Source organism: Paenibacillus sp. FSL R5-0914 (assembly GCF_038004525.1).
Classification (GTDB): Bacteria; Bacillota; Bacilli; order Paenibacillales; family Paenibacillaceae; genus Paenibacillus_AQ.
The window spans coordinates 495,162-519,385 of record NZ_JBBORH010000002.1 but is presented as its reverse complement, the minus strand read 5'-3'; the positions used below and the strand labels follow the sequence as shown (position 1 = coordinate 519,385).

The window sequence follows — 24,224 nt, the reverse complement described above, 5'->3', positions numbered from 1 at the left end:
CAAAATGTTAAACCATTTCTTACAAAACAGTTTGGACACTTTCAAGTGTATTAATGTTGATTACTTTGACTGCTTTATCTATTTTTCGGATCAGACCTGCCAGAACACTGCCAGAACCAATCTCAACAAAAGTGTCAACACCATCCGCAATCAACCATTCAATACTGTCTTGCCAAAGCACAGGAGAATACACCTGACGAACAAGCAGTTCGCGAATTTCTTCGGGATCTGTTACCGGTGATGCAGTGACGTTAACGATGACAGGTACATTTGGAGTGTTGAAGGTTACTTTCTTCAACTCTTCTGCCAAACGATCTGCAGCAGCTCTCATCATAGAAGAGTGAAAAGGTCCACTTACTTCTAGCGGAATTGCCCGCTTGCCACCAGCTTCTTTAACACGCTGCACAACACCATTTACGCCTTCCTGAGATCCGGAAACAACGATCTGACCTGGACAGTTAACGTTAGCCAGTTCTACAACACCATTCTCTTCAGAGATAGTTTGGCATAATGCTGCCAGCGCTTCACGTTCTGCGCCAAGCACTGCAGCCATTGCACCTTGTCCTCCTGGAACAGCTTCTTCCATGAAACGGCCTCTCAAGCGTACAAGTGTTACAGCATCTTCATATGACAACACACCCGCAGCTACTAGTGCACTGTATTCACCAAGGCTATGACCAGCAACATAATCCGGCTTCAAACCTTGTTCACGTAGAGCTTCAAGATAGGCTACGCTTGCTGTAAGAAGCGCTGGTTGCGTGTTTACCGTTTGCTTCAACTCACTGTCCGGCCCTTCAAAAATCAGCTTACTTAGTGGAAATCCGAGAACTTCATCCCCTTTCTCGAACACTGCACGGCTGTTTGGAAGAGCATCATAAACATCCTTGCCCATTCCAACTGCTTGTGCTCCCTGACCGGGAAAGACGAATGCAATTTTACTCATAAGTATGAACTCCTTCCCGTATAACGGTCTTAGCTTATTACCAGATCAACACAGATGCGCCCCAAGTCAAGCCTCCGCCGAATCCAACCATCAGGACGGTGTCGCCTTCTTTCATACGTCCTTCTTCCGCCGCTTCAACAAGCGCAAGTGGAATGGAGGCAGCCGAAGTATTGGCATATTTATCAACATTGATTACACATTTCTCTGGTGGCAAATCAAGACGCTGCATAGCGGATTGAATGATACGAATATTCGCTTGGTGAGGTACGAACAAATCGATATCTTCCTTACCCAGACCAGCTTTAGTAAGCACACGTTCTGTAGCTGAGCCCATTACACGAACAGCAAATTTAAAGACTTCACGGCCATTCATATAAATGAAATGCTTCTTATCTTCAACGGTTTGCTGAGAGGCAGGCAAGCGCGAACCGCCGGCTTCTAGCTTAAGCAAGTTCCCTCCAGAGCCTTCTGCACCCAGATCAAAGGATTGGAAACCACGACCTTCCGGAACCTCACCAATGATAACTGCACCTGCTCCATCACCAAACAAGACACAAGTATTGCGATCTGTATAATCTGTGATGCGGGATAAAGTATCCGCACCTATAATAAGTGCATTGTTGTACATTCCGTTCTGAATAAAGCCAACCGCAGTAGCTAAGCTGTATACAAAACCAGAGCAGGCTGCTGACAAGTCAAAAGCCGCAGCACCTTTAGCACCCAGCTTATCCTGTAAAATACAGGCTGTAGAAGGGAAAGCACTATCAGGTGTTACTGTTGCAATAATAATAAGATCCAAATCTTCGGCTTTCATTCCAGCGGAATCAAGTGCCTTGAGTGCTGCTTCATACGCTAGATCAGAAGTTGCCTCGTGAGGCGCAGCAATATGTCTCTCGCGGATGCCTGTCCGACTGACGATCCACTCATCGTTAGTCTCCACTATTTTTTCCAGATCGCTATTTGTCAATATTTTCTCAGGTACATATTTCCCAGTTCCTATAATTCCAACCGGTCGCAACTGTCTCATGTCGTCACTCACTTCCCGCTAATTTCCTTGGATATACTTGGCACAAGATCGGCTTGTAGAGCAATCCGCGCTTGTCTTACTGCATTCTTAACTGCATTTCCGTCAGAAGATCCGTGGCCCTTAACTACCAATCCGCTAAGACCGAGTAGTGGTGCACCACCGTGCTCTTTGTAATCCATTTTACCCTTTAAAGCTCTAAGCTCCGGCATCAGCATAGCCGCGCCAAGCTTAGTCTTCAGGGAACGACTAAATTGCTCCTTGAGCAAAGAGAACAAAGCACCCGCCGTACCCTCAAGAGACTTTAGCAAAATATTACCGGCAAATCCATCGCAGACAAGCACATCGCAATTCCCTGTCAGTACGTCACGTGCCTCAACATTACCGATAAAATGAATGCCTGGCAAGTTCTCAAGCAGCGGATAAGCTTCTTTCGTCAGTTCGTTACCCTTTCCAGGCTCCGTCCCTACATTCAGAAGTCCCACACGCGGCTTAGCAATACCATGAACCTTGCTCCGGTAAATGCTGCCCATCAGCGCATATTGTACCAGATGTTCAGGCTTCGCATCCATGTTAGCACCAAGATCAAGAGCCAGTACGCCAACATCGTCAAGCGTTGGAATCATAGGCGCCAGTGCAGGACGTTCAATTCCCTGCATCCGGCCAACTACGAGGAGTCCTGTGGTCATTAGCGCACCCGTGTTACCCGACGAAATCATAGCATCTGCTTCACCTTCACGCACCATTCGTCCAGCTACAACCATGGATGAATCTTTTTTACGACGAACTGCCTTAACCGGCTCTTCATCAGAACCAATGACGTCTCCTGCATGACGTATTGTCAGATTAGATGGCTTGTCTTTGAGTAGTGGCTCTAATCTGGCTTCGTCACCAACGAGCACAATCTGCGTATCTTTCCATTCCGCGGCCGCGGACAACGCCCCCTCGACATTACATTCAGGAGCGTTGTCCCCGCCCATGGCATCAATGGCGATCAGCACTATGGTTACCCCCTTCACTGTGTTCATCATTTGCGGACCGATACACTATAAAATGGCCCTGAAACACTAGTTCTTCTCCGACATAGGTGAATACGTCCACCTCTGCTTTGCCACCCCTACCGGCGAGTGACCGCACCTGTGCTTTGGCAATACACTTCTCACCTAGCTGAACTGTGCGTACAAAACGTATATCGGCTGAAGCGGTCAGAGCAATTTCATCGTTGATAACGGCAACCGCAAGCGAGTTCGCTTGAGCAAACACATAGTGACCACGAGCGATCCCATTTCTAGAGAACACATGGTCTTCGCGAATCTCAAATATCGAAATCCCACTCTTGTCCAATTGTAAATCCACAATATCTCCGATGACTTCATCCGCAGGCAAAGAGCGCACCTGATCATAGGAGTGCTCTGCCATTTGCTTCATTCGTTCACGCAGTTCCGGTATCCCCAGCTCCATTCGGTCTAACCGAATCGTCTGAATGCTAACTTTTAGCTGACGAGTCAACTCCCGATCCGTTACAAAAGGATTACCTGCGATTATATGTAGCAGCTGTTGCTGACGTTCTTTCTTGGACATCCGCTCGATTGCGGCTCACCTCCTGGCACGTGCCAAGCATAAACGCTTTCGGCGTCCTTATGGACGATAAGCGTTTAAGCGAGAAATATAAGACATCAAGTATAGGTGCATAACTTATACTTTCTTATATTTTAAAGAAAGCATTCGGCCGCTTGAATGGCCGCTGTTATATTAGGTCAAATAACCTTAAACATTATTAGAACCAGGTACTAATATGTAGTATAAAGCATGCCGCACCAAAAATAAAGCATTGACTTCTGGGCGGCTTATGTTTGGATAAGCACAAACGCCTCAGCGTCCCTAATAGACGGTAAGCGTTTGTGCAAAAAATATAAGGATAATGTATAGCGTAAAACTTATATATTCTTATATTCCAAAAAAAATAGTACTTCACCGATAGTGAAGTACTATTTATTCCGAAACTATTGTTTGATGATTTCTCTTGCTTTGTAAGTTCCGCAAACTTTACATACGTGGTGAGCCAATTTCAACTCTCCGCATTGTTCGCATTTCACCATGCCCGGCACAACCAACTTAAAGTGGGTGCGACGTTTGTCACGGCGTGTTTTAGACGTTCTACGTTGTGGTACTGCCATGTGTTCCACCTCCTTGTGATATTTCTGTCAGCCTGCTCCTCAGAGCAGAATGTGTTTTGTTGTAATGTTTCATTTGAAAAAGTCTTTCAACCCAGCGAGTCGAGGATCGATCACTGTGTTGTCGCAACTGCAGGTGCCTTCGTTCAAGTTCTGTCCGCATTTCTGACAAAGACCAAGACAGTCTGCCTTGCACAATACCGAATCCGGTAAGTGCAGTACGAAATTTTCTTCCACATAAGGAATAAGATCCACAACCTCATCCTTGACGTAAATGAGTTCCTCATCTTCGTCATCATCTGGAAGAACTGGCTGCTTAAGCCACTTGAAAGTCTCAGCAAAAGGAATGTTCAAATCACTTTTGACCTCCGTGAGACAACGTGAACATAACATGTCCACATCTCCACTCAGTTTTCCCACCACGTTCACACAATCGGTTCCCGCGGGCAGCGCTTTAAGGTCCACTGAGAGCGGAGCAACAGCTAGAATATCCTTGCGCCCTTTGACTACCTCGCTGACATCCACAACATCGTGAATATGTAACGGTTCGTCGGCATTCGCTAATTTGCGAAAGTGAATCTGCATAACTTATCACTCCCAAACAAACAAAATTTATTATACCTAGTATTATATACCTTTGTCAACCATTTTCCCTTTATATTGTTTCAGGAATTGGAGAGAATTATGATATAACTATTAGTGTAAATCAAAATGACAGCATATGCGAACTGAGTTTCTAAATATTAATCTTACTAATCTCTACTTATATTTTAAATAATGGTTACATACGGAGGGAAGCAGCAGTGACAACAGTTGGAATAATAGCAGAATACAATCCATTACATAACGGACATGTCCATCACTTCACCGAAGCCAAAAGACTATCTGGCGCTGAGCGCGCCATTGTCGTCATGAGCGGTCCCTTTACTCAGCGCGGCGAGCCGGCGGCGGTAAGCAAGCAAGCCCGGACAGAGATGGCGCTACGAATGGGCGCCGACCTCGTCATTGAGCTGCCGGTGGCCTATGCTGTACAGCCGGCAGAATGGTTCGCCTTCGGAGCAGTTTCACTGCTGGAAGCGACCGGAGTCGTGGACAGCTTGTGCTTCGGCTCCGAAGCCGGCAATTTGGGTTCGCTGCTTCCTCTGGCCAAGTATCTGGCAGAGGAAAGCAGCGAACTTCAGAGCGAGATCCGCCGCCGCATGGCGCTCGGAGCGAGCTTCCCCGCCGCGTACAGCGCAGCGGCGGCGGTGGCCTTTGAAGGGACACTCCATGAAGAGGAGAGTCCCGGCGATGCTGGCGAGCTGCTGCGCCAGCCGAATAACAGCCTTGGCTTGCATTATCTCATCGCCTTGCAGCGGCTGAATAGTAAGATAAAACCGCTAACCGTTCCGCGAACAGCAGCCGGATTCCACGATCCTTTGCAAGTTGGCTCATCGATCGCAAGCGCCACTGCTATTCGCAAGCTGCTGCAAGAAGGCGGCTCTCCAGCAGCATACATGCCGGAATATAGCGTGTCCATATTAGAAAGAGAGCATGAAGCAGGTAGGGGTCCTCTGGAATTGGAGCATTTCCGAGGTCCCCTCCGTCACCTACTCTCTACACGTACCGCTGCCGAGCTACGAACCATCCAAGACATGAATGAAGGCTTGGAGAATAGAATCCTTCGACTTATGCCCGATCTTGAGCAATTCTCTGTCTCGGGTTTGCTTCAAGCCCTTAAGAGCAAGCGTTATACGCACACACGACTGCAACGTCTACTACTACACATTTTGCTAAATCATACAAAGGAAGAAATGACCCCTTCTGTACTAGCGGAGGGGCCCGGATATATTCGAATCCTTGGTTTTAGAGAAAGCGGACGAGCTCTCCTTAAAGAGATGAAACAAAAAGCAACCTTACCCATCGTCATGCGGCCGTCACTGTGCTCCCATCCACAACTTGAACGAGACCTTCAAGCCGCGTCTGCTTTCGCAGGAGCTTTTCGAGAACCTCACAGAACCGATATCTATCGCGATTATTTGGAACCTCCGGTCATGGTTTGACCGGTAGTTCCTCCATATACTTCAGTGCTTCATCCAGTGTCGATACGGGTACCAACTTCATAGATGTGCCGATTTTATCAGCTTTCGTTTTGGCTTCGTCGTAATTCTTAACAGGAACGAAAAAAATCTCCGCCCCTTCTCGATCCGCTGCAACAATCTTATGCTTCACTCCACCGATAGCACCTACCACACCCTCAGCGTCGATCGTACCCGTTCCTGCAACCCTATGACCTTTGGTTAAATCACCAGGCGTAAGCCGGTTGTAAATCTCCATAGTGAACATCAGACCTGCAGAAGGACCGCCAACATTCGTATCCACAAAGCTGACCGCTTTGCCTTGTTCTTTAGGTTTTACCTTTTGAACTGCGGCTATAGTGACTCCAAAACCAGGTCGAACTGCAGTACCTTCTTTATCTTTGATCTCGACAAGTGTCACTTGTTCCTTTACTTCCTTACCGTTTCTTTGTAAAACAACAGCGACCTGATCACCGATTTTTTTTGTTGAAAGTAAAGCTGAAAGTGCTTCCGGATCGGGTATCTTCTGGCCTTCTACACTTATGATTCTGTCACCCGGCTGGAATTGTCCTTTATTACTGGCAACCGGAACTGAAAAAACATACAAATAATCCACAATATCCTCATACGGAATTCCTGCAGCATGATAGGCCGCCTGAACGGAGTAAGATTGCGAGCTGTTCATATAAAAAACCTGCTCCGCAGCATACTCATCTTCAGACTTATCTCCTAACCGTGTTTCTTTCCGCACAACCTCTGAATTGGAGTTAAAAACAGAGGCGACCAGCAACGCCACATTAGCGTAACTAGCAGATACTGTAGTCATCATGAAGGTTCCTTCTTCAGCTGGATCAGCATTTTCCACTTTAATCATAGGGGCAACTTCAGATGCACTACCCGGTTGATATACAATGTACGGGGTGTTCATAAATACAAATACATACACGATAACTACAAACGTAAAGAGGTAAGCTGTGGCACGGAATCCCGGCCGATGCTTCAACTGCTTCACTACTCTTCCCTTCTTTCCCACGGCACATTTAGGATATGAATGTTTGAACTTCATTACCGCTTCGACTAGTGGTTTGGCATGATGGTTGTCTACTCTGCATAAATTGATAACACATCCGCTATGCCTTAAGTTATGAAGAGGTGATTCTAGAAATGAACAATATTAAAATACGCCGGCTAGCTAGTCGCTCCACACCTTTTTTATCTGGGGTGATCGCAATCCTGTTAGCCATTGCCATCATCATCTCACCAGAAAGCTCTTTCGAGGCTTCTCTCCAAGGGTTAAAGCTCTGGTGGACACTCGTATTCCCTGCACTTCTACCCTTCTTGATGCTGTCTGAGATGCTAACCGCTTCGGGCTTCGTGCATGGTTTCGGAGTTCTCCTGGAACCATTGATGAAAAAGGTCTTTCGACTGCCTGGCGCGAGTGGTTGGACTTTGGCGCTTGGAATCACCGCTGGATTCCCCGGCGGGGCTGGAGGTGTAATGCAGCTTCATAAGCAGGGCAGCATTTCGGACAAGGAAGCCGCTCGTCTTGCTTCACTTACGCATTTCGCCAGTCCAGTAACCCTGCTCATTGTGATTGGTGTAGCTTTCCTACATAGTCCTACAGCAGGTTACTTTCTACTTGCTATCCACTGGGTTTCAGGACTTTTGGCCAGTTATACAGACGCTCTTTTAAATGGCCGGCTAGACAATCTGCAGCCTTCTTTAAAAGAAAGCACGAATATCAAACGACCTTCTTTATATAGTCGTGTCCAACTTGCAGCCACTGAAGCCAGATCAAGAGATGGCCGAAGCTTCGGTAGACTTCTTGGGGAGTCAGTAGCTACAGCGGTACAAAATTTGATGGTTGTGGGCGGTTACATGATTATGTTCGCCGTGGTCATCAATATCATTACTACGGTACTTCCTGCATTGCCAGCCGCTCTGCCAGCGAGCTTGCTCGAGATTCATTTAGGAGCCGACGCTATAAGCAAAGGACTCTCGAGCATCGGAGCCGGAGCATCAGGTGTACTAGGCTTGGCCTTACTCTCTGCTGCACTAGGCTGGAGCGGGCTCTGCGCGCAGCTACAGGTGCTGACGTTGCTTAAACAAGCAAATGTCCGATTCCTCCCCTATGCTGTCGTTCGCCTGATGCATGGCGTTTATGCTTTTTTATTAACACTGCTACTATGGAAACCACTTTTAGTAATAAGTGAGGCTACTTTGCCTGCGCTCGCTGATTCACAATCCATACCAAACAGAACCATTAATGTAACTGCCATATTGAGCTCTTTTCCACAGTTGCTTAGTTTGCAATCGCTTCTGCTAATCATCCTCCTGGCATTATCCGCAACGATCTATCTCGTTAGCGCTTTTCGCCATCGGCTCGATTAAATTTAAGCTTCATCGCCTGTTCCACCTCAGGCGTCACGAAGTCAGACACATTCCCACCAAAATGGGCAATTTCTTTTACAACGCTGGAGCTTAAATAGGAATATTTCGGATTAGTCATCATAAAGATCGTTTCCGCATCCGGATCCAGACTATGGTTGATGGATGCGTTTTGCAGTTCATATTCAAAGTCAGTTACGGTACGAATACCACGTACAATGACTTGAGCATCTTTTTGACGAACATAATTGACTAATAGATCCCTAAAGCTGTCGATTTCCACATTGGGAATATCAGCTGTCGCCTGTCTTAAAAGCTCTGTCCGCTCTTCTACAGTAAACAGCGGGTTCTTACTCAAATTATTAAGCACCGTTACGATTAAACGGTCGAATTGCTTGGATGCGCGCCGAATAATATCCATATGTCCCATAGTCACGGGATCAAAGGTGCCTGGATAGATGGCAACACGTTCTTTTCTAATTTGCTGACTCATTCTCTACCTCCTCACCAGTCTCGCTTTCCACAGAAGGATTAGCTTCATACTGATAAATAGAAATTGTCGTTTCTCCGTATACGGCCTGACGCAGCCTATAAAATCCTGGGATATCCTCAGGATAGGCATAACTTGATTCATGCTCCAGAACAATGATTGCGTCCTCTTGCAGCATTCCTTTTTCTACCATAGATAGCATCAGCTCATCTCCGTGCTTCAATCGGTAGGGAGGATCTAGAAAGACTAAATCAAAAACACGTCCCCGCTTCTCCAATGCACTGAGTGCTCTTCCTGCTTCATTTCGGTACACTTGCGCACTCGTTTCAAGATTAGTCGCTTTCAAATTGGCACGAATGGTGTCAATACTTTTGGGATCCATATCTACAAATACGGCGCTTTCCATCCCTCTGCTTAAAGCTTCGATACCCAAACCACCTGTACCTGCGAACAAGTCCAGTACCGCTCCACCTTCAAAATATGGACCGATCATACTGAATACAGCTTCCTTCACCTTATCGGTTGTAGGTCTTGTTCCACTTCCCGGCACACTTTTTAGTGGTCTTCCTTTTGCACTTCCCGATACCACTCTCACCGTCAATCACCCGCTCTATGTCTCTGTTTGTTATACCCAAAAGGGCATAAGTCCACGCCTATCGTAACACATTTGCGCAATGAAATAAAAAATTTGTCTAGATATGAAAAATGGAAAGATCAAGACTATTCCGATAAATAAGTCTTCCTTATGTATAAGACTGGGCTTCCAGGGACATCATGTAATTATCGACACCACAAATGTCGTAGACAACCGCGGAGCAGGCTTACGTTTCCCCATAAGCTCTTCGTCCGGTTTCTCCTCTCCCATGAAAGGGGCCCTAGAGATAGGGCCCCGAATTTATGTTTAAAGACATTAAAAGTTATTATTATATATGTAATAATCAATACAAAATTACTAGTTTCGGACAATGAGAAAGAAGAACTCACACAGTGGCTTGCGAATGCTGCCGCCTTAGGAATACCCAAATTTCTGCAATTTCCTCTTGGCTTAAAGATCACGGTCATAGGGAAATATGGGCTCTCGTGCTCATCCTTTCGGAGATCTGCGACGTGCCATATTTTCAGCAGCGTATTCAACTCCCTCTGATAAAATTAAAGCTCATTCATATTGAATTGGATATGGAAAACGACCTACGGTTATATGAGCGTGGCAAGATAGATGAGGATGAAACATCCGCGCATTTCATTCAACTGTATCATCACTACCTAATTCATCATCGATTTGCTGTTGTCTTTTTTTGTTTATATTCCGTAACACTAGGTGTGTAAGAAAATAAACAATTATAAAAGATACAAAGATTAAAATAATGCTCCAAACATTTCTTTCTCCCGCCAAAACTATAAGCAACGAAACACAAATTCCGCCTGAAATAATGCTGTTTATGAGCAGCTTTTTGTTTGTGTGTCTTTGGGAATCCCAAATATCAACACCAACAGACAAGTGCCGGATCGTTATATATATTCCACTACCAATCAAACAGAAAAACTCGACTGCAAATTGCTCAAACGGAGCATTCATTATGAATTGTTGAATCAGTACTGAAATCAGCAAACAATATACTAATATTTGATAAGCATCACTTTGAATCTTTCTTCTTTGAGATACAACTCGTTCATCATTCATTTTACTTTTTTTCATTATTATCCCTCCCTATAACCAGAATTATAATATATTTATTACATAATGCAATTTATATATTGCATTTAAATGTGAATAAAAAGCAAACTCACACAATAAATTCGCTAAAGAGTATATACATCACAAAAGGACCACCTTTCGGCAGCCCTTTGTTAGACAGTCACGGTAGGGGTTACATGATAGAAATAAAAGCTTCCCACCGTTACGACAATGATTAATAGTACAATAATGGAAGAAATCCCGATCAGCATTTTTTATGTACTTCAATACGAGAGTAGAATCCTAACGACTTTTGCTTAGCATCGCATAAATTGAAATAGTACCATAAAGAAAGTCTGCTTCCAGCACGCATGCCAGAAGCAGACTTTTTTATATCTTTAGAATATGCATGCGCTCGTAATAATAACTAACAAGATGAACAACACTAAGATTGCGCCTGTATTAGTAAAAGCACCACCAACATGACCAAATTCTGCACCCATGAGAAGACCTCCTCCGTATTTTAGAATACATCATAAGATATGTAATCATCTTCTTAGAAGATTGGGCGAACGGTTAAAAAAAAGACCCCACTGGCAACCAGTGAGGTTAAATGCTCTGCAATTAATCAGAAACTAAAATACCGTCAAAGCTTTCTGGACCTACACGTACTGTTCCAAGAAGACTAGAAGAAACAAATGCTGTATAAGTGAGTTGAGGTGTGATTGCAGGTAAGAAGTCTGCTGCCGAGAAGGTTATCACTTGCGGTGCCAGTATACTAAGGCCAAAAGTTGAAGTAGCAGAATACACTTTCGGATCCGTAGGCAAAGTTCCTCTTACAATCGTAACTGTAATACCCACCAATGACAGCGGTAGAGTAACAGATATCGTCCCTTTTAGCAGCACACGCGGGTTCGTAGTCACTCCTGCAGTTATCAAACCAATTTGTCCAAACAACTGTGGCGTGTTAATTGCTGTAATCGGGATAGCTATCGAATTGGCGAGACTGGCATTTTGTGATGTTCTAGCGTCAAGATAGGTTCCCATAGTTACACCTCCTTTTTCTTTTCATACCATAATATATTAGTCATCTTGATAGAATGCGTAGTCATTTTACCAGTGAGAAAGGATTGATTTTAAAAAAATGAATACGACAGAATCATTTATCGTCTGTTTTAGTTCCATCCCTTTTGTTAAAAGCAAGCTCGAATAACCCCGTCGCCGAAAGTCCTGCTAGCCCTCCAGCCCATAGCCGCAGGATCAGATTCATATCAGTGAACGGATAGGCCACTGCTCCAACCAGCAAGCCAATAGCTAATCCAACAACCGGTACAATATTCCGCGGAAGTTGCACGCTATTCTTCACAAGTTGTACAAGCGCCATTACAAAAACAGCCAGCACGGAAGCAAAGGCAAGCACACTGTTGAGAGCATCATTATACATGGTGTTTAATCCTCCTTATTTCATTTTCCACTACCAGGAGCAAGTAAGCCTGCACGGTTCAGCACTGTTATTATGCGATAGAAGTCATAACTGCCACCTGACGGTGTATCCAGCAGCCCTGCAGCACTCGCGGCTTTTACTGCCGCTTCAGCCCATGGGGGTACATTCATCACTGCTCGGCCTTCGATTAAAGTCACACGATCTGAAAGCTTAGTAATCGACTGGCCTTGTTCCTGCATACCTGTTTTTAGCGTATCCTTGCTATCCGTAAGGCTCACAATAAGAGCACGCAATTCCTTTATTTCCATTTCCAGACTAGCCAGCCTTTGTTTATCCTCTGCCGACATTTCGTCATCACCTTCCTTGGCTTCATCATCATATTTATACAGATTGTAGGTATTCATGATTTGGATTAGCTTTGCTGCATAGTTTGGGTCGGTAGCATAACCAGCGGCAGCAATCTCTTGTGCAGCTACCTTGCCACTAGCACCAAGCACCTTGCTGTAAAGATTACGATTCCACGAAACACCATTCACAATCAACGCGGAATGATCCGCAACAGATTCTCCCCAGTTGTTATAGGCCCGAAAAAGAGCTTCTACTTTAACAGCTTTACCATTAACATATTCAGTAGTTTGCACAGTAATACTACCGGCTGGTCCGCTACCTTTAATCCCAAACAAATTGTTGGCCTTAACAGTCAATCCGCTGCTACCAAAGCCCGATTCCAGCGCCGCTTGAGCTATCGTTAGCGATGCCGGAACCTTGCTGATCTGCATGTCCTTCACAGCAAAATTTGCGATCTTCGCAATAAACTCAGTCTCCGTCATTTCATCACTTCCTCTCCTTTTATTAAATGCTGAGCATAATGAAATGCTTGTGCATATCCCTACTAATAGAGCGTCATTGCTAGATTCCATTCAAAATAAACGTCAAAACACGCGCCCAAAGAGCGCGTGTTAGTATTTGATAATACAGATGTGACATAAGTAGCTGAAAAGAATTAAATGAAGCATGCAACTAACATAGGGCTATTGGTCCTGCTCACATGAGCAATTTACTTCTCGTAGATTCATAATATGTAATTATAAGTAAAATTGTCTTGAAGTTTCATTAAAACTAGCGTAACATATAGTATTAATTGACTATATAGGAGGGTCTAATAGACTATGCCTTCATATTACTTTAGAGAACTATGGACACCCTTACGCTGGGTAGGTATTAAATTTTTCCGTGATGACGAAGGTTTTCTTTGGATTAAATGGTGGGCCAAACCCAGAAAAAGACTGCGTTAACCGTTAAGCAAGCAAATATACATAAGAAGTTTCATACAATGTGCATATGTATTTCTTGATAACAATCTAAAGGGGCATCAACCGCTAAACATTAGCAGCTGATGCCCCTTTTCCTAGTTTCCTACCTTAGCCCCAAAAGAGCGCGCTAACAGTACAGCCTGATCTATATCCATACGAACACCTTGCAGATCCAAACTTTTCAAATCAATTCCTTCAACTATAGCATCCCGTAGGTCAGCCCCCTTAAGCTTGCATTGAGACAGCTGTACACGGCTCAGATCAGCCCCTCGAAGATCACTTTTTTGCAAATTACAACCCATGAGATCGGCCTCAGTAAATCGAATCCCACGCAGATCCTGTCTGCTAAGATTGGTATGTCTCAGGTTCGTGTAAGACCAGTCCCCGCCGATAAGTGTGATCCCGTCCAAATAAGCATTTGAGAAATCAGATCCTACCATTTTACAATCTTCAAATTTCGATACGAACAGATTCGCACCCGTGAACTTACAGTTAGTAAAAGCCGAGCCTTTATGATGTGATGCATTGAGCATGGCTCCAGTAAAATCGCAATCTATAAATCGGCAGCCGATGGAAGTCATCTCTTCCATAGAGCTTCCCTTGAAGGAACACTGCTCAAATGTACAGTTATTTAGTTCCCCGTCCTGTAGACTTCCTTGGTCAAAATTGTGTTTTTGGAACGTTTCATTAAGGTATTGGTACATGTTAAGTCTCATCACCTTCATTAGGATTAAATAAATTTATTCTTATTAAAAATAGCACTTTAGTAGATTGTTCTCAACAATCTCTTTCGATATAATTGCAAATAAACGATATGGAGGGAAATTATGGATGTGTCCAGCAGGAAAGAACCATTTCGCTATGTAATGAACCAGCCGCTTGAATGCTGGATTGAAGTTCCAATAAGTAGTAGCGGTCCGGGTGCCGGAAAGCTAACAGAAGCTGTGTTGCTCGATCTTAGCCGATCTGGCTGCAAAGTGCGTACCCCCCTGAATCTTCGATTCACGGCGGGCGATACAAAGCTAGTTATTCATCTTCAATTAAACGAAGAAAAGCTTCAACTCGTGGGCAGCGTCCGCTGGGGCTGGATGTTCGGACTCGGCCAATACCAATATGGAGTTAAACTTAAATTGAACGAGGACGAAGAAGAACAGCTACATAGAGAACTCGATATATGGACAGCCTCTCTAAATGTAGAGGGCCTGTAGAATTCTACATAACAGATGCCCTTCTCATGGAAAGGCGTCTTTTTTTTGCATAAAAACGAAGACAAAGCTAATCGCTCTGCCTCCGTTCTAAAAATCGTTATTTCAGGTGTACCTAGGACTCCACTCTTTTTTTAACGAGCTTAACAATAGCAAATACTAGAATCGCAATAATCACAGCTTCGAACAGGGTAGGAAGTAAGCCAAGAACATACTGAGAGATCTCAATATCATTTAATTTAGCGGCCTCATCCGTCACTTCAAATCGAAAAGCTCTTTCCAAAGTGATATTTTCATGATCGAACATCGATGTTTCTAATGAAGAAATTATATACTGTATTACAAAAAAAACGGCTATCCCAATCCATACTCTTCCTTTCACTCTCACACTCATTGCAACGGTCATGGAGAACATCACGAGCAACATAGAGTAGGCGGAAGCCCAAAAGACTATTAGTACTGTATATGCGGAGATCAGCCAAAATTTTTCCGGTAAAAACAAAGTTGAATACATCATAATATCTACTGCTAAATGAATATAAGCAACTAGAAATAAACCGAGTAACGACCCTAAAAACAGCATTACCGGTGAGAGAACGGTATGCAGGACTGGTACTGGCACAAGCCTCCGATTGAATAATCTCAGGTTCTGACCGAAGGTGCGCAGACTAAAAAAGAGAAGCACTACACCTGCTACGGCATAGGAAGTGATGTTCATCATGAACATATCTTGATCTGATTGAACAGTAAATCCTATCACAAACTGCACAAGAATGGTGATTACAAAAACAGCAAGAAACTTATCCCTATCTCGTCTAAAATCATACTTCACTAGCTTTAGCATTCTGCGTACACCTCTCTGAACAGTTCGTCTATGCTTTTACCTTGGCGCAGCCGGATATCTTCTACCGCCGTATGCATCACAATTTCTCCCTCTTTTATAAAAATCACATCATCAAAGATCCGCTCGATATCCGATACTAAATGAGTAGAAAGGAGAATGGTGCTGTCCTCTTCATAAAACTCTACTAACGCGTTAAGAATTTTAGTTCTAGCTACTGGATCTACACCACCGATTGGCTCATCCAGTAAATACAGGCTAGCTCGACGTGATAAAGCAAGTGTAAGCTGTAGACGCTCATTCATCCCTTTTGACAAATCCTTCACCTTATCTTGAGCACTTAGCTTCATAAACTCCAACATTCGAGAAGCCTTAGTCTGATCAAAATCCGGATAGAAATCACTTTGGAACTTTAGAGCATCCTTAACATTCATCCAGGATTCTGTAAGCGGCTTATCGGGCATAAATGACACTACTGCTTTACTATCTATGCCTACAGCCCCTCCAATAATGGATACACGACCGGAAGTAGGCTGTGTCAGCCCGGCGATGATTTTCATAAGTGTACTTTTACCGCTGCCGTTACTGCCCAGCAGTCCCGTGATTTTACCCGCACTCAGATTAAAGGATACTCCGCGGAGGGCGTGCTTGGATCTATATTTTTTTGTAACGTCATGAACCTCAAGTATATTTTCCAACTTGCTTATCCCCCTATTCTCCATCCTTGTTTCGGATACTCTCTGCTACTGCCGCTAAAATATCTTCACCTTGAAAACCAAGGTCCTGCATGCCACGAATGAAACGATCCAGTACATCCTTTGCCATTTCTTTTTTGATGGTCAAAATAGTACCTTCATTACTAGTGACGTATCTTCCCATTCCACGTCGGGTCTCCACGATTTCTTCACGCTCCAGTTCCTGAAAGGTTCTTTGTACTGTATTCGGATTAATCTGCAGTTCATTGGCAAGCTCTCGTACCGAGAGAATTTTATCTCCTGGTTTTAACTTACCTGTGACGATTTCTCCTTTGATATAATTCATGATCTGAATATAAATCGGCAGGTTGTTATCGAATTCGATTGTCATGATTAAGCAACATCCCTTCGTCTAAAGACGGAGAAGCCTATGAGTAGAAAGACAGCTGTGTATAAAACTAGCATTACTATGGAAAAGGTCAGCGTCATTCCAGGCATAGGTGCTCCTCCACCTTCATAAGCAGCTAAATTTAGGTTGGGGAATAATACATATTTATAAAATTCACGAAAAATAACCAATTTGTCTATCATCAGCATAAACATTGTAGCACCAATTGTAACACCCGTAGATGTTGTCAAAATACCGATCATTAAAGCAAGTGTTGTATATACAACTGTACTAACTGAGTTATACATTAAACTGGTTAACATCTCACGAATACCAGCCTCACCACCACTCAAGCCAAACCATAAAGCTCCTGATGCAAAAACCGCCAACATGCCGACAACTGCCACTGAGAACGCGTAAATCAACACAACAGCATATTTGGACGCAAGTATTGCTGTACGACTTCTCGCACGGATTAGAAGGAATTTGATGGTGCCCTGACTATATTCTTTTGAGACAATACCCGCTGTTCCGATGATTGCGAGAATGGTAATCACTTGCCCAATCCCTTGTGAAAGCAGCATCATTGCTGAAAAGTCATAAGCTGATCCAAACATATCAGGTGAGGCAGAATGAACAATATAACCTAATAGCAGGGATAATAGAATTAATATCAGGTAAGGTACAAAAAACGTACGTTTCTTCGAGAGCTTGAGCCATTCATTAACAACCAAATTATTAAAGCTACGCAATTCGGTTCCCTCCTGTCCATTTCAAGAAATCTTCCTCTAAGCTTTGTTTATTCTCTGCAATCCGGTAAATACCTACCCCTTTATTACTAAAAGTCGACACTAGTTCCGGCACTTTACTGTCATGCAGATTTATTGTCACCTCAGAACGAGCACTATCCATAGACAATAACTCTGCGTATTCTAGCCCTTCCAAGATGTTAATTGCTGATTCTACTGAGCCTACACGAATGGTTAGTTTCACATCTGAAGCTGTCTCCTGCTCCCCACCAATCGCTGTAACGGTCACCAATTTTCCGTTCTGAATCACGATGGCCCGGTGACAAATTTGTTCAATTTCAGTTAGTAAGTGACTGGATATTAGAATAGAAATCCCTTCAACCTCAGCAATCCTACGCATATAATCACGCATTTCTCGTATGCCTGCTGGGTCAAGGCCGTTCGTAGGTTCATCTAGAATCAATAACTTTGGTCGGTTCAGTAATGCCTGAGCAATCCCAAGACGTTGACGCATACCCAGCGAATAGGCCTTCACTTTCTTATTCATCGCTTCCTGAAGTCCTACCAATTCAACAACCTCATCAATTCTGCCAGCCTCAATATTATCTGTCATTCTCTGGTATTGCTTTAGATTATCAAGCCCTGTCATATACGGATAGAACTCTGGATTTTCAATAATCGCTCCAATATGTCCAATAGCTTTATTAAAATCACTCTTAACACTGTGACCTTGAACGATCACATCGCCTTCACTCATCCGTATAAGACCCGTCATCATCCGGATCGTTGTTGTCTTCCCTGCACCATTGGGTCCCAATAGCCCAACAATTTCTCCCTTACGGATATCAAATGTCAGCTTATCCACAATGGATTTCCCTTTAATGATCTTGCTTACCCCATTCATTTGCAGCACGATTGAATCCTGCATGCGTTCATCACTTCCCTGCTTCATGGTAATCCTCCCTGCCATCTTTTTATTATTGATGAGTTTGTTTTAATGTGTCGGTGTTATAGTTGAATAGTACACTAATGCATTGTTTATGTAAAGCCCGAATAATTGAATGACGTAAAATAAGGGCTTTCTATTAGACTATCTGCCAAACCAAAAAATGAAATGAACATAGATTAGATTACAAAGGAGGAATGACAAATGAAAAAAGAAGTTCATGTATCACAGACTTATCCACGCTTAACTGTTTACGATGAAGAAAACTTTAGGGGTAACAGTAGAATCTATACTGGCAACCTAGGCATTCGTAATACGGACAACATCCTCGATGGTATTGAGAGTCTTCGTTTCTTCTCTACCAGCAGCAACGCAACACTGGTACTGTTCACAAGAACTAGGTTTAGAGGGAACTTCCGCGTACTCCGTGGTAACCGCAGCATCCGTGATTTGGACGATTTCATTTCCGGCAATGATGTGGAATCCATTATTTCAACCAATCAGAGATTAACTCTCGAACAGATTCGCAATATCCGCAGCAGCGGCACTTTGCCTGCGGGATATCGCCTGATATAACATTTCCATTCAACAAGAAAGGAGCAATCTGGTGCTAGAGCCCAGGTTACTCCTTTTTCCCAAGTGATCTTCTAAGGTCAAATAGTTATTAGATTTACCTGCTAAGTCAATCCAACAAGGAGAGATGAAATATGGTAACCATAAAAGCAGCGTCCGTAATCTATCCCAGATTAAGAGTATATAGTGAGGAGAACTTTCGTGGGCTCCGCAGAACCTATCGCGGCAACCTAGGCATTGCAGATATTGATGCAGTCCTTACTGGAATAGAAAGCTTACGATTTTTCTCCACGAATCCGAACGCTACGCTTGTGTTGTTCGATCGTTCTCGCTTCCGTGACAATTTCGTAATTCTGCGTGGTAACCGCAGCATTCGCGAACTAGATGACTTTCTCCGTAGAGGAGATGTCGAATCGCTCATTTCAAGCAATCAGCGTCTGACTCCGGCGCAGGTTCGCGCCATACAGCGTACTGGTAGCTTGCCTTCAGGATATCGTTTGATCTAATCACCTGAGGACGCAGTTTAAGCTATAAGCTTAAGGTGCGTCCTCATTTATTTTCCGCTATAATGACTCCATACATATTAATAGAAAGAAGGTATCTTTATGGAACCAATCGTTTCTACCCGATGGCTGCTTGCTCGGTTATACGAACCTGAACTGGTTATAGTCGATTGCCGTTTTTTACTCATCGATCCGGAAGCTGGACGTAAAGCCTATACAGAAGATCATATTCCCGGCGCAATCTATTTTCATCTAGAAGAACAACTCTCCGCTCCAGTAAGCGCACACGGTGGACGCCACCCACTGCCTGAGATCTCGAAGCTAACCACCGTTCTTAGCAAGGTTGGTATTAACAGAGATAGTATTGTCGTTGCTTATGATGATCAAGGTGGTGCCTACGCTTCCCGTCTGTGGTGGATGCTTAAATATTTGGGACATGAACGTGTGTTTGTAATGGATGAAGGCTACTCTGCTTGGAAAAAAGCATCCTTCCCCGTCAGTGATCATCAAGCGGTTAGGATTCCTAGCCAGTATGAAGCAGATGTTCAGAAGAAGATGCTTGCTAGCATGGAAGATGTGCAAAATGTAGTTAACGACGGTCGCGCACTATTGATTGATTCCCGCGAGTCCCGTCGCTATGAAGGGCTGGAAGAACCGATTGATCCGAAGGCAGGTCATATTCCTGGGGCGATCAATAAGTTCTGGAAAGAAGTGCTGGATGAGCAAGGACGCTGGAAATCAACTGAGGTGCTAAAAGAGCATTATGAAGGAATTGATCCTGAGCAAGAAATTATCGTGTACTGTGGTTCAGGTGTAAGTGCCTGCCCGAATGTGCTCGCGCTCGGAAAAGCTGGGTATAGGAATGTGAAATTGTATGCGGGTAGTTGGAGTGATTGGATTTCTTATGAGGAGAATCCGGTGGCGATAGGAGAAGAATAGAATAAAGAACCTGCGGCGCGGATTCTTATGATTCCCTGGAAATCAGAGGCCTGATTTACCCGACTGGAAAAATATCGTATTCGATTTTTCGTGTATATTTGGCTCGTTCATGGTTCGGTGGCACATGTATGCGATTTTTCGCATACATTTGGCTCGTTCAACTTGCCGGCGGCACATTGTGTTCGGTTTTTCGCATACACATGCCTCCTTCAACTTGCCGACGGCACATTGTATTCGATTTTTTCACGTTTCTTTGGCTCGTTCAGCTTGCCGGCGGCACATTGTATTCACTTTTCCGCATACATTTGGCTCGTTTACCTACCGTCGGCACATTGTGTTCGGTTTTTCGCATACATTGGCTCGTTCAGCTTGCCGGTGGCACATTGTATTCGATTTTTCGCATAAATTTGCTCAATTACGTTACCGACGGCACATTGTATTCGATTTTTCGCATATATTTGGTTCGTTCAGCTTGCCGGTGGCACAATGTATTCACTTTTTCGCATACATTTGGCTCATTTATGTTACCTTTGGCACTTAGTGTTCGGTTTTTCGCATACATTTGGCTCATTTACGTAACCGGCGGCACATTGTATTCACTTTTTCGCATACATTTGGCTCGTTTACCTACCGTCGGCACATTGTGTTCGGTTTTTCGCATACATTTGGCTCGTTCAACTTGCCGGCGGCACATTGTATTCGGTTTTTCGCATACACATGCCTCCTTCAACTTGCCGACGGCACATTGTATTCGATTTTTCGCATACATTTGGCTCGTTTACCTACCGTCGGCACATTGTGTTCGGTTTTTCGCATACATTTGGCTCGTTCAGCTTGCCGGTGGCAAATTGTATTCGATTTTCCGCATACATTTGGCTCGTTTACCTACCGTCGGCACATTGTGTTCGGTTTTTCGCATACATTTGGCTCGTTCTACTTGCAGGCGGCACATTGTATTCGGTTTTTCGCATACATTTGACTCGTTCAACTTGCCGGAGGCACATTGTATTCGATTTTTCATTCACATTCTCACGACGGACTTCATCTTCAAACCAAATCTGGACTTTGTAGCGTACCAATATATTCATAGTAAATGATCCGCTGAGATGAACCTCTTGCCACCGGGCGAAATTTTCCTTTATCCACCAGCTGACGGCAGTATTTAATGATCGTCATCGTGTGCAATTCCAGTTCTCTCGCGGCATCAGCCGGGCGAAGGACTCGATGGTGCCGGATGGCTGCCCGCATCAGATCGCGCTCGATTCTGGAATAGGCTCTCTCAACGGTTGTCTTTGCAGACTTTTCTGCTAACAAATAAGAAAAGAGAATGTTCCGCAGCGCGGAGAGAATGAAGGATGGATTTTCTTTTAGCTCATCCAGCGAGATATAGAGCACCGTGCAGTCTTGAGACTGTAGAAAAAGCCCGCGGTTCAAGTCCATCCGGTATTTGCTACGATCCGTTCCATGTGAGCCATAGTCCATGATCTCAAATGCAATACGCGAGGCTCCAATCTCCCACAAAATATCCACAAAATAGGATCTGCCGCGCCAGTCCTTAACTTCATATTCTGGGTGTAATCCGTGAAAATGTCCGGCTAGAGGCCACCACACCCGCTCGACAAACAAGCGGTTTCCGTAACCATGACCGCGTTTAAGTGCATCGAGCCGCTCTCCCTTCCTTTGTTTAAGATGATTACATAACCATTCATTATGCTCCCTCTCGAAACCCATTACCTATCCCCTCGCTCTGCAACGAAATATGTTTTTAATCATACAAAACCCCGCCTCTATTCCAAAAGGAAAGGAGACGGGGCATTCTTTGCCTCGTTTGGTTTTATCTATACATAGTGTGCCACATTATCATTAGAATGCACAATAGGAAATCGGCAGGATCATTCAAAATAAATAAGCCCAGTAAAATCCCCCAAAAATTCTATCACCCTCTATTCCATTTATTTTTATATTTATATCCTCTTTTCTTTTAATATTTTCCCTATTAATACATTTTCATATGGCATATTTTATCTTTTCAATTTTGGGTTTACTTTCCATTTTAATCAACTGCCCGCCCGGGGTAATATCGCTGAAGAAGGCCGGATATACGAATATATAAAGGTATGGATTGGGTTTTGTATGGGGATTACGATCGTTCTTGAGGAAGATTAAAGTTAAAAGCGCGTGCTTGATATCTGGTTAAACGATTATATGAAAGAGAAGCAACTGTCAGCATACCGGAGTATCCGGCCGCACTTCTGCGAAACGGTCCGCTGAGGACTCCCGTTCCATTCTGAGTAGTGCTCACCCTATCTGAGGACGGTTGGTCCGCGTTGGGTTCGACCAGGATTTTCTGTATAATGGTAAACGTTACGTCGGATGTGATGTTAAACGCACGAAATGACAAGTAAACAAAGTCCATCCGGCGTTTGAAACCACGAACCGGAAAGGATGAAGTAAATTGAGTTATACGGAACTGCTGGAACGGAAGAGCGAAATCTTGAAGAAAACGGTCGAGAACTGGGTTTTGAAAGAAAATCGCGACGGACTGAACCTTCAAGAGGCTCATATTTACCAGAATATACTCAAGGAATTTCATCAGAACGAACATGAATTGAATGGGGTACGAGACGAGAAAGCAGTTAAGCGTCAGGACAACTGATCCACGGAAAAAGAAGACACTGTAACAGCTCGCAAACATGCGTCGCAAACGGCTTGATCTCAGAAGACGTACGCGTAAGAATATGAGAGGCTGCCCGGGAAGTTTGGGCAGCTTTTTACGTACAATCATTTCGCTGCCCGCCTCCGAAGCAAACGCTCTAAAATCCAGACGTTCGGATAATCCAGCAACCTGAGGATATCGCTCTATGACGTTAACCTTTTCTGTGCCAAGTATAAATTAGAGTACAGAGCTAGCTCCTGTGCGTCACGACTGCCAGTATGTGCTGGCGGTGCTGGAGGTGGCCCGTATACCTCACACTGGAGTTTCTCAGATGTATTCGATATCAACGTTTTATATTTGTAAATATTTTCATGATAGATGGAAGACCAATACAGAAGTTTGTACTGTTAAGGTAACAGTTCAGCACATAATTTTCTATCCTATTAGGTATTAACGCCTGATGAAACTATCAACCTTCTGGACAATCCTTCCTCTAGTTGTATATAGTGTATAACGAAAGTGGCACTTAGTGAGCAAGGTACCAGGAGGAGAAATACAAAATGGCAAATATATTAGTAGTAGAAGATGAACGAGCGATTAATGATTTAATTACAATGAATCTCAAGCTGGTTGGACATACATATAGCAAGGCATACCGTGGACCGGAGGTTTTCGAAATTCTGGAGCGTGAAAAGACTGATTTGATTCTGCTGGATGTTATGCTTCCGGAATTGGATGGTTTTGAGGTGATGCAGCGGATTGCACATTTGCAGGTTCCAGTGATTTTGATCACCGCCAAGAATTCTTTGGCTGACCGCATTAAAGGCTTCGAGCTGGGCGCGGATGATTATATCATTAAACCCTTTGAAATTCTTGAATTACTGGCAAGAATCAATGTAGTCCTGCGCAGGGGTGAAAAAGGCTCTTCCAGCTTCATTTGCGATAATGTTGAGGTGCGTTACCTGGAACGGCAAGTTTTAGTAGATCAGACACCGGTTGATTTGACCGTTAGAGAATTCGAGCTGCTTGAGGTGTTAATTCGTAACCGGAATATTGCATTGTCGAGGGAAAAGCTGCTGGAATTGGCGTGGGGCTATGATTTTGAGGGCGACACCCGCACCGTGGATGTTCACATCCGGCAGCTACGTAAAAAGCTGGGCTGGGAAGAACGGATCAAAACCATTTTCAAGCTAGGCTACCGCCTGGAAGTTCAGAGCTAAT

At 44.0% G+C, this 24,224-nt stretch carries 29 protein-coding genes; 8 read left to right on the top strand and 21 right to left on the bottom strand.

Annotated elements, in window-relative coordinates; translation table 11 throughout:
- Positions 1-19 precede the first annotated feature (19 nt).
- The 6 genes from fabD to MKX60_RS18445 all read right to left on the bottom strand — a co-directional run bounded on the left by fabD (position 20) and on the right by MKX60_RS18445 (position 4,726).
- Positions 20-943, bottom strand: coding sequence for an ACP S-malonyltransferase (gene fabD, locus MKX60_RS18470; RefSeq protein WP_341060627.1), 924 nt, complete (start codon positions 941-943; stop codon positions 20-22).
- Between the two features lie 37 nt (positions 944-980).
- Positions 981-1,970, bottom strand: coding sequence for a beta-ketoacyl-ACP synthase III (locus MKX60_RS18465; protein ID WP_139328492.1), 990 nt, complete (start codon positions 1,968-1,970; stop codon positions 981-983).
- 8 nt (positions 1,971-1,978) lie between these two features.
- A complete protein-coding gene (gene plsX / locus MKX60_RS18460; protein WP_042187701.1) occupies positions 1,979-2,968 on the bottom strand; it encodes a phosphate acyltransferase PlsX in 990 nt (329 codons plus the stop codon).
- Positions 2,952-3,548, bottom strand: a complete 597-nt coding sequence (gene fapR / locus MKX60_RS18455) for a transcription factor FapR (protein ID WP_042127208.1) — start codon at positions 3,546-3,548, stop codon at positions 2,952-2,954. The genes plsX and fapR overlap by 17 nt, the downstream gene beginning before the upstream one ends.
- A 422-nt stretch (positions 3,549-3,970) precedes the next feature.
- Complete coding sequence (gene rpmF / locus MKX60_RS18450) at positions 3,971-4,144, bottom strand: 50S ribosomal protein L32 (RefSeq protein WP_019911234.1); 174 nt, start codon at positions 4,142-4,144, stop codon at positions 3,971-3,973.
- Between the two features lie 69 nt (positions 4,145-4,213).
- Positions 4,214-4,726, bottom strand: a complete 513-nt coding sequence (locus tag MKX60_RS18445) for a YceD family protein (protein WP_042187699.1) — start codon at positions 4,724-4,726, stop codon at positions 4,214-4,216.
- Positions 4,727-4,944: 218 nt separating this feature from the next.
- Between MKX60_RS18445 and MKX60_RS18440 the strand changes: the two genes are divergently transcribed.
- Positions 4,945-6,183, top strand: coding sequence for a nucleotidyltransferase (locus tag MKX60_RS18440; protein WP_341060625.1), 1,239 nt, complete (start codon positions 4,945-4,947; stop codon positions 6,181-6,183).
- Here the strand turns inward: MKX60_RS18440 and MKX60_RS18435 are convergent.
- Entirely contained in the window at positions 6,173-7,210 is a 1,038-nt protein-coding gene (locus MKX60_RS18435) for a SepM family pheromone-processing serine protease (protein ID WP_341060624.1), read from the bottom strand. The genes MKX60_RS18440 and MKX60_RS18435 overlap by 11 nt on opposite strands.
- Positions 7,211-7,362: 152 nt before the next feature.
- On the opposite strand from MKX60_RS18435, the gene MKX60_RS18430 reads away from it, so the two are divergent.
- The gene (locus tag MKX60_RS18430; RefSeq protein WP_341060622.1) at positions 7,363-8,589 is read left to right on the top strand and encodes a nucleoside recognition domain-containing protein; all 1,227 of its coding nucleotides are present in this window, start codon (positions 7,363-7,365) and stop codon (positions 8,587-8,589) included.
- Here MKX60_RS18430 and coaD read toward each other — a convergent pair.
- The 8 genes from coaD to MKX60_RS18390 all read right to left on the bottom strand — a co-directional run bounded on the left by coaD (position 8,561) and on the right by MKX60_RS18390 (position 14,212).
- Positions 8,561-9,079, bottom strand: coding sequence for a pantetheine-phosphate adenylyltransferase (gene coaD, locus MKX60_RS18425; protein WP_076282781.1), 519 nt, complete (start codon positions 9,077-9,079; stop codon positions 8,561-8,563). The two genes, MKX60_RS18430 and coaD, sit on opposite strands and share 29 nt — an antisense overlap.
- Positions 9,063-9,671, bottom strand: coding sequence for a 16S rRNA (guanine(966)-N(2))-methyltransferase RsmD (gene rsmD / locus MKX60_RS18420; protein ID WP_076298875.1), 609 nt, complete (start codon positions 9,669-9,671; stop codon positions 9,063-9,065). Before rsmD ends, coaD begins: the two co-directional genes overlap by 17 nt.
- A 645-nt stretch (positions 9,672-10,316) precedes the next feature.
- Positions 10,317-10,772 (bottom strand): DUF6773 family protein, encoded by a 456-nt coding sequence (locus MKX60_RS18415; RefSeq protein ID WP_076298874.1) that lies wholly within the window; start codon positions 10,770-10,772, stop codon positions 10,317-10,319.
- A 377-nt stretch (positions 10,773-11,149) separates the two neighbouring features.
- Positions 11,150-11,254 (bottom strand): sporulation protein YjcZ, encoded by a 105-nt coding sequence (locus MKX60_RS18410; RefSeq protein ID WP_081382793.1) that lies wholly within the window; start codon positions 11,252-11,254, stop codon positions 11,150-11,152.
- A 121-nt stretch (positions 11,255-11,375) separates the two neighbouring features.
- Positions 11,376-11,798, bottom strand: a complete 423-nt coding sequence (locus MKX60_RS18405) for a hypothetical protein (RefSeq protein ID WP_076282783.1) — start codon at positions 11,796-11,798, stop codon at positions 11,376-11,378.
- 112 nt (positions 11,799-11,910) lie between these two features.
- A complete protein-coding gene (locus MKX60_RS18400) occupies positions 11,911-12,195 on the bottom strand; it encodes a holin (RefSeq protein WP_076282784.1) in 285 nt (94 codons plus the stop codon).
- Positions 12,196-12,215: 20 nt separating this feature from the next.
- The gene (locus MKX60_RS18395; protein ID WP_341060620.1) at positions 12,216-13,025 is read right to left on the bottom strand and encodes a glycoside hydrolase family 73 protein; all 810 of its coding nucleotides are present in this window, start codon (positions 13,023-13,025) and stop codon (positions 12,216-12,218) included.
- A 578-nt stretch (positions 13,026-13,603) separates the two neighbouring features.
- Entirely contained in the window at positions 13,604-14,212 is a 609-nt protein-coding gene (locus MKX60_RS18390; protein WP_076298872.1) for a pentapeptide repeat-containing protein, read from the bottom strand.
- Positions 14,213-14,335: 123 nt separating this feature from the next.
- Between MKX60_RS18390 and MKX60_RS18385 the strand changes: the two genes are divergently transcribed.
- Positions 14,336-14,716: a PilZ domain-containing protein gene (locus tag MKX60_RS18385; RefSeq protein WP_042187677.1), complete on the top strand. Its 381-nt coding sequence runs from the start codon at positions 14,336-14,338 to the stop codon at positions 14,714-14,716.
- 112 nt (positions 14,717-14,828) lie between these two features.
- Here the strand turns inward: MKX60_RS18385 and MKX60_RS18380 are convergent, their stop codons facing one another.
- Genes MKX60_RS18380 through MKX60_RS18360 form a run of 5 tightly spaced genes read right to left on the bottom strand, consistent with a single transcriptional unit; the run spans position 14,829 to position 18,338 of the window.
- Positions 14,829-15,557 (bottom strand): hypothetical protein, encoded by a 729-nt coding sequence (locus MKX60_RS18380; RefSeq protein WP_076282786.1) that lies wholly within the window; start codon positions 15,555-15,557, stop codon positions 14,829-14,831.
- Entirely contained in the window at positions 15,551-16,252 is a 702-nt protein-coding gene (locus MKX60_RS18375) for an ABC transporter ATP-binding protein (protein WP_179085701.1), read from the bottom strand. The genes MKX60_RS18380 and MKX60_RS18375 overlap by 7 nt, the downstream gene beginning before the upstream one ends.
- A 13-nt stretch (positions 16,253-16,265) precedes the next feature.
- Positions 16,266-16,640, bottom strand: coding sequence for a GntR family transcriptional regulator (locus MKX60_RS18370; protein WP_042187671.1), 375 nt, complete (start codon positions 16,638-16,640; stop codon positions 16,266-16,268).
- A gap of 2 nt (positions 16,641-16,642) precedes the next feature.
- Positions 16,643-17,389 carry an ABC transporter permease gene (locus MKX60_RS18365; protein ID WP_076282788.1) on the bottom strand — a complete coding sequence of 249 codons (747 nt, stop codon included), beginning with the start codon at positions 17,387-17,389 and terminating at the stop codon, positions 16,643-16,645.
- A complete protein-coding gene (locus tag MKX60_RS18360) occupies positions 17,382-18,338 on the bottom strand; it encodes an ABC transporter ATP-binding protein (protein ID WP_256721552.1) in 957 nt (318 codons plus the stop codon). The genes MKX60_RS18365 and MKX60_RS18360 overlap by 8 nt, the downstream gene beginning before the upstream one ends.
- Before the next feature lie 198 nt (positions 18,339-18,536).
- Here MKX60_RS18360 and MKX60_RS18355 point away from each other — a divergent pair, with 198 nt between their 5' ends.
- From MKX60_RS18355 to MKX60_RS18345, 3 genes are all read left to right on the top strand, one after another.
- Positions 18,537-18,908, top strand: coding sequence for a hypothetical protein (locus MKX60_RS18355; protein WP_076282789.1), 372 nt, complete (start codon positions 18,537-18,539; stop codon positions 18,906-18,908).
- Positions 18,909-19,039: 131 nt separating this feature from the next.
- Positions 19,040-19,411, top strand: a complete 372-nt coding sequence (locus MKX60_RS18350) for a hypothetical protein (protein WP_076282790.1) — start codon at positions 19,040-19,042, stop codon at positions 19,409-19,411.
- 99 nt (positions 19,412-19,510) lie between these two features.
- The gene (locus tag MKX60_RS18345) at positions 19,511-20,347 is read left to right on the top strand and encodes a sulfurtransferase (protein ID WP_341060618.1); all 837 of its coding nucleotides are present in this window, start codon (positions 19,511-19,513) and stop codon (positions 20,345-20,347) included.
- A 1,047-nt stretch (positions 20,348-21,394) separates the two neighbouring features.
- On the opposite strand, the gene MKX60_RS18340 is transcribed toward MKX60_RS18345, so the two are convergent.
- Entirely contained in the window at positions 21,395-22,078 is a 684-nt protein-coding gene (locus MKX60_RS18340; RefSeq protein WP_339270858.1) for a hypothetical protein, read from the bottom strand.
- A 724-nt stretch (positions 22,079-22,802) separates the two neighbouring features.
- On the opposite strand from MKX60_RS18340, the gene MKX60_RS18335 reads away from it, so the two are divergent.
- Positions 22,803-23,003 (top strand): hypothetical protein, encoded by a 201-nt coding sequence (locus MKX60_RS18335; protein ID WP_341060617.1) that lies wholly within the window; start codon positions 22,803-22,805, stop codon positions 23,001-23,003.
- A gap of 560 nt (positions 23,004-23,563) precedes the next feature.
- Positions 23,564-24,223 carry a response regulator transcription factor gene (locus tag MKX60_RS18330; protein ID WP_076282794.1) on the top strand — a complete coding sequence of 220 codons (660 nt, stop codon included), beginning with the start codon at positions 23,564-23,566 and terminating at the stop codon, positions 24,221-24,223.
- The last annotated feature ends 1 nt before the right edge of the window (position 24,224 follow it).

Bases quoted from the DNA above. Each gene is read 5' to 3' on its own strand.
- fabD (WP_341060627.1), bottom strand. From the start codon at position 943: ATGAGTAAAATTGCATTCGTCTTTCCCGGTCAGGGAGCACAAGCAGTT.
- MKX60_RS18465 (WP_139328492.1), bottom strand. From the start codon at position 1,970: ATGAGACAGTTGCGACCGGTTGGAATTATAGGAACTGGGAAATATGTA.
- fapR (WP_042127208.1), bottom strand. From the start codon at position 3,548: ATGTCCAAGAAAGAACGTCAGCAACAGCTGCTACATATAATCGCAGGT.
- rpmF (WP_019911234.1), bottom strand. From the start codon at position 4,144: ATGGCAGTACCACAACGTAGAACGTCTAAAACACGCCGTGACAAACGT.
- MKX60_RS18445 (WP_042187699.1), bottom strand. From the start codon at position 4,726: ATGCAGATTCACTTTCGCAAATTAGCGAATGCCGACGAACCGTTACAT.
- MKX60_RS18430 (WP_341060622.1), top strand. From the start codon at position 7,363: ATGAACAATATTAAAATACGCCGGCTAGCTAGTCGCTCCACACCTTTT.
- coaD (WP_076282781.1), bottom strand. From the start codon at position 9,079: ATGAGTCAGCAAATTAGAAAAGAACGTGTTGCCATCTATCCAGGCACC.
- MKX60_RS18415 (WP_076298874.1), bottom strand. From the start codon at position 10,772: ATGAAAAAAAGTAAAATGAATGATGAACGAGTTGTATCTCAAAGAAGA.
- MKX60_RS18410 (WP_081382793.1), bottom strand. From the start codon at position 11,254: ATGGGTGCAGAATTTGGTCATGTTGGTGGTGCTTTTACTAATACAGGC.
- MKX60_RS18405 (WP_076282783.1), bottom strand. From the start codon at position 11,798: ATGGGAACCTATCTTGACGCTAGAACATCACAAAATGCCAGTCTCGCC.
- MKX60_RS18400 (WP_076282784.1), bottom strand. From the start codon at position 12,195: ATGTATAATGATGCTCTCAACAGTGTGCTTGCCTTTGCTTCCGTGCTG.
- MKX60_RS18395 (WP_341060620.1), bottom strand. From the start codon at position 13,025: ATGACGGAGACTGAGTTTATTGCGAAGATCGCAAATTTTGCTGTGAAG.
- MKX60_RS18390 (WP_076298872.1), bottom strand. From the start codon at position 14,212: ATGTACCAATACCTTAATGAAACGTTCCAAAAACACAATTTTGACCAA.
- MKX60_RS18385 (WP_042187677.1), top strand. From the start codon at position 14,336: ATGGATGTGTCCAGCAGGAAAGAACCATTTCGCTATGTAATGAACCAG.
- MKX60_RS18380 (WP_076282786.1), bottom strand. From the start codon at position 15,557: ATGCTAAAGCTAGTGAAGTATGATTTTAGACGAGATAGGGATAAGTTT.
- MKX60_RS18370 (WP_042187671.1), bottom strand. From the start codon at position 16,640: ATGACAATCGAATTCGATAACAACCTGCCGATTTATATTCAGATCATG.
- MKX60_RS18360 (WP_256721552.1), bottom strand. From the start codon at position 18,338: ATGAAGCAGGGAAGTGATGAACGCATGCAGGATTCAATCGTGCTGCAA.
- MKX60_RS18355 (WP_076282789.1), top strand. From the start codon at position 18,537: ATGAAAAAAGAAGTTCATGTATCACAGACTTATCCACGCTTAACTGTT.
- MKX60_RS18350 (WP_076282790.1), top strand. From the start codon at position 19,040: ATGGTAACCATAAAAGCAGCGTCCGTAATCTATCCCAGATTAAGAGTA.
- MKX60_RS18345 (WP_341060618.1), top strand. From the start codon at position 19,511: ATGGAACCAATCGTTTCTACCCGATGGCTGCTTGCTCGGTTATACGAA.
- MKX60_RS18340 (WP_339270858.1), bottom strand. From the start codon at position 22,078: ATGGGTTTCGAGAGGGAGCATAATGAATGGTTATGTAATCATCTTAAA.
- MKX60_RS18330 (WP_076282794.1), top strand. From the start codon at position 23,564: ATGGCAAATATATTAGTAGTAGAAGATGAACGAGCGATTAATGATTTA.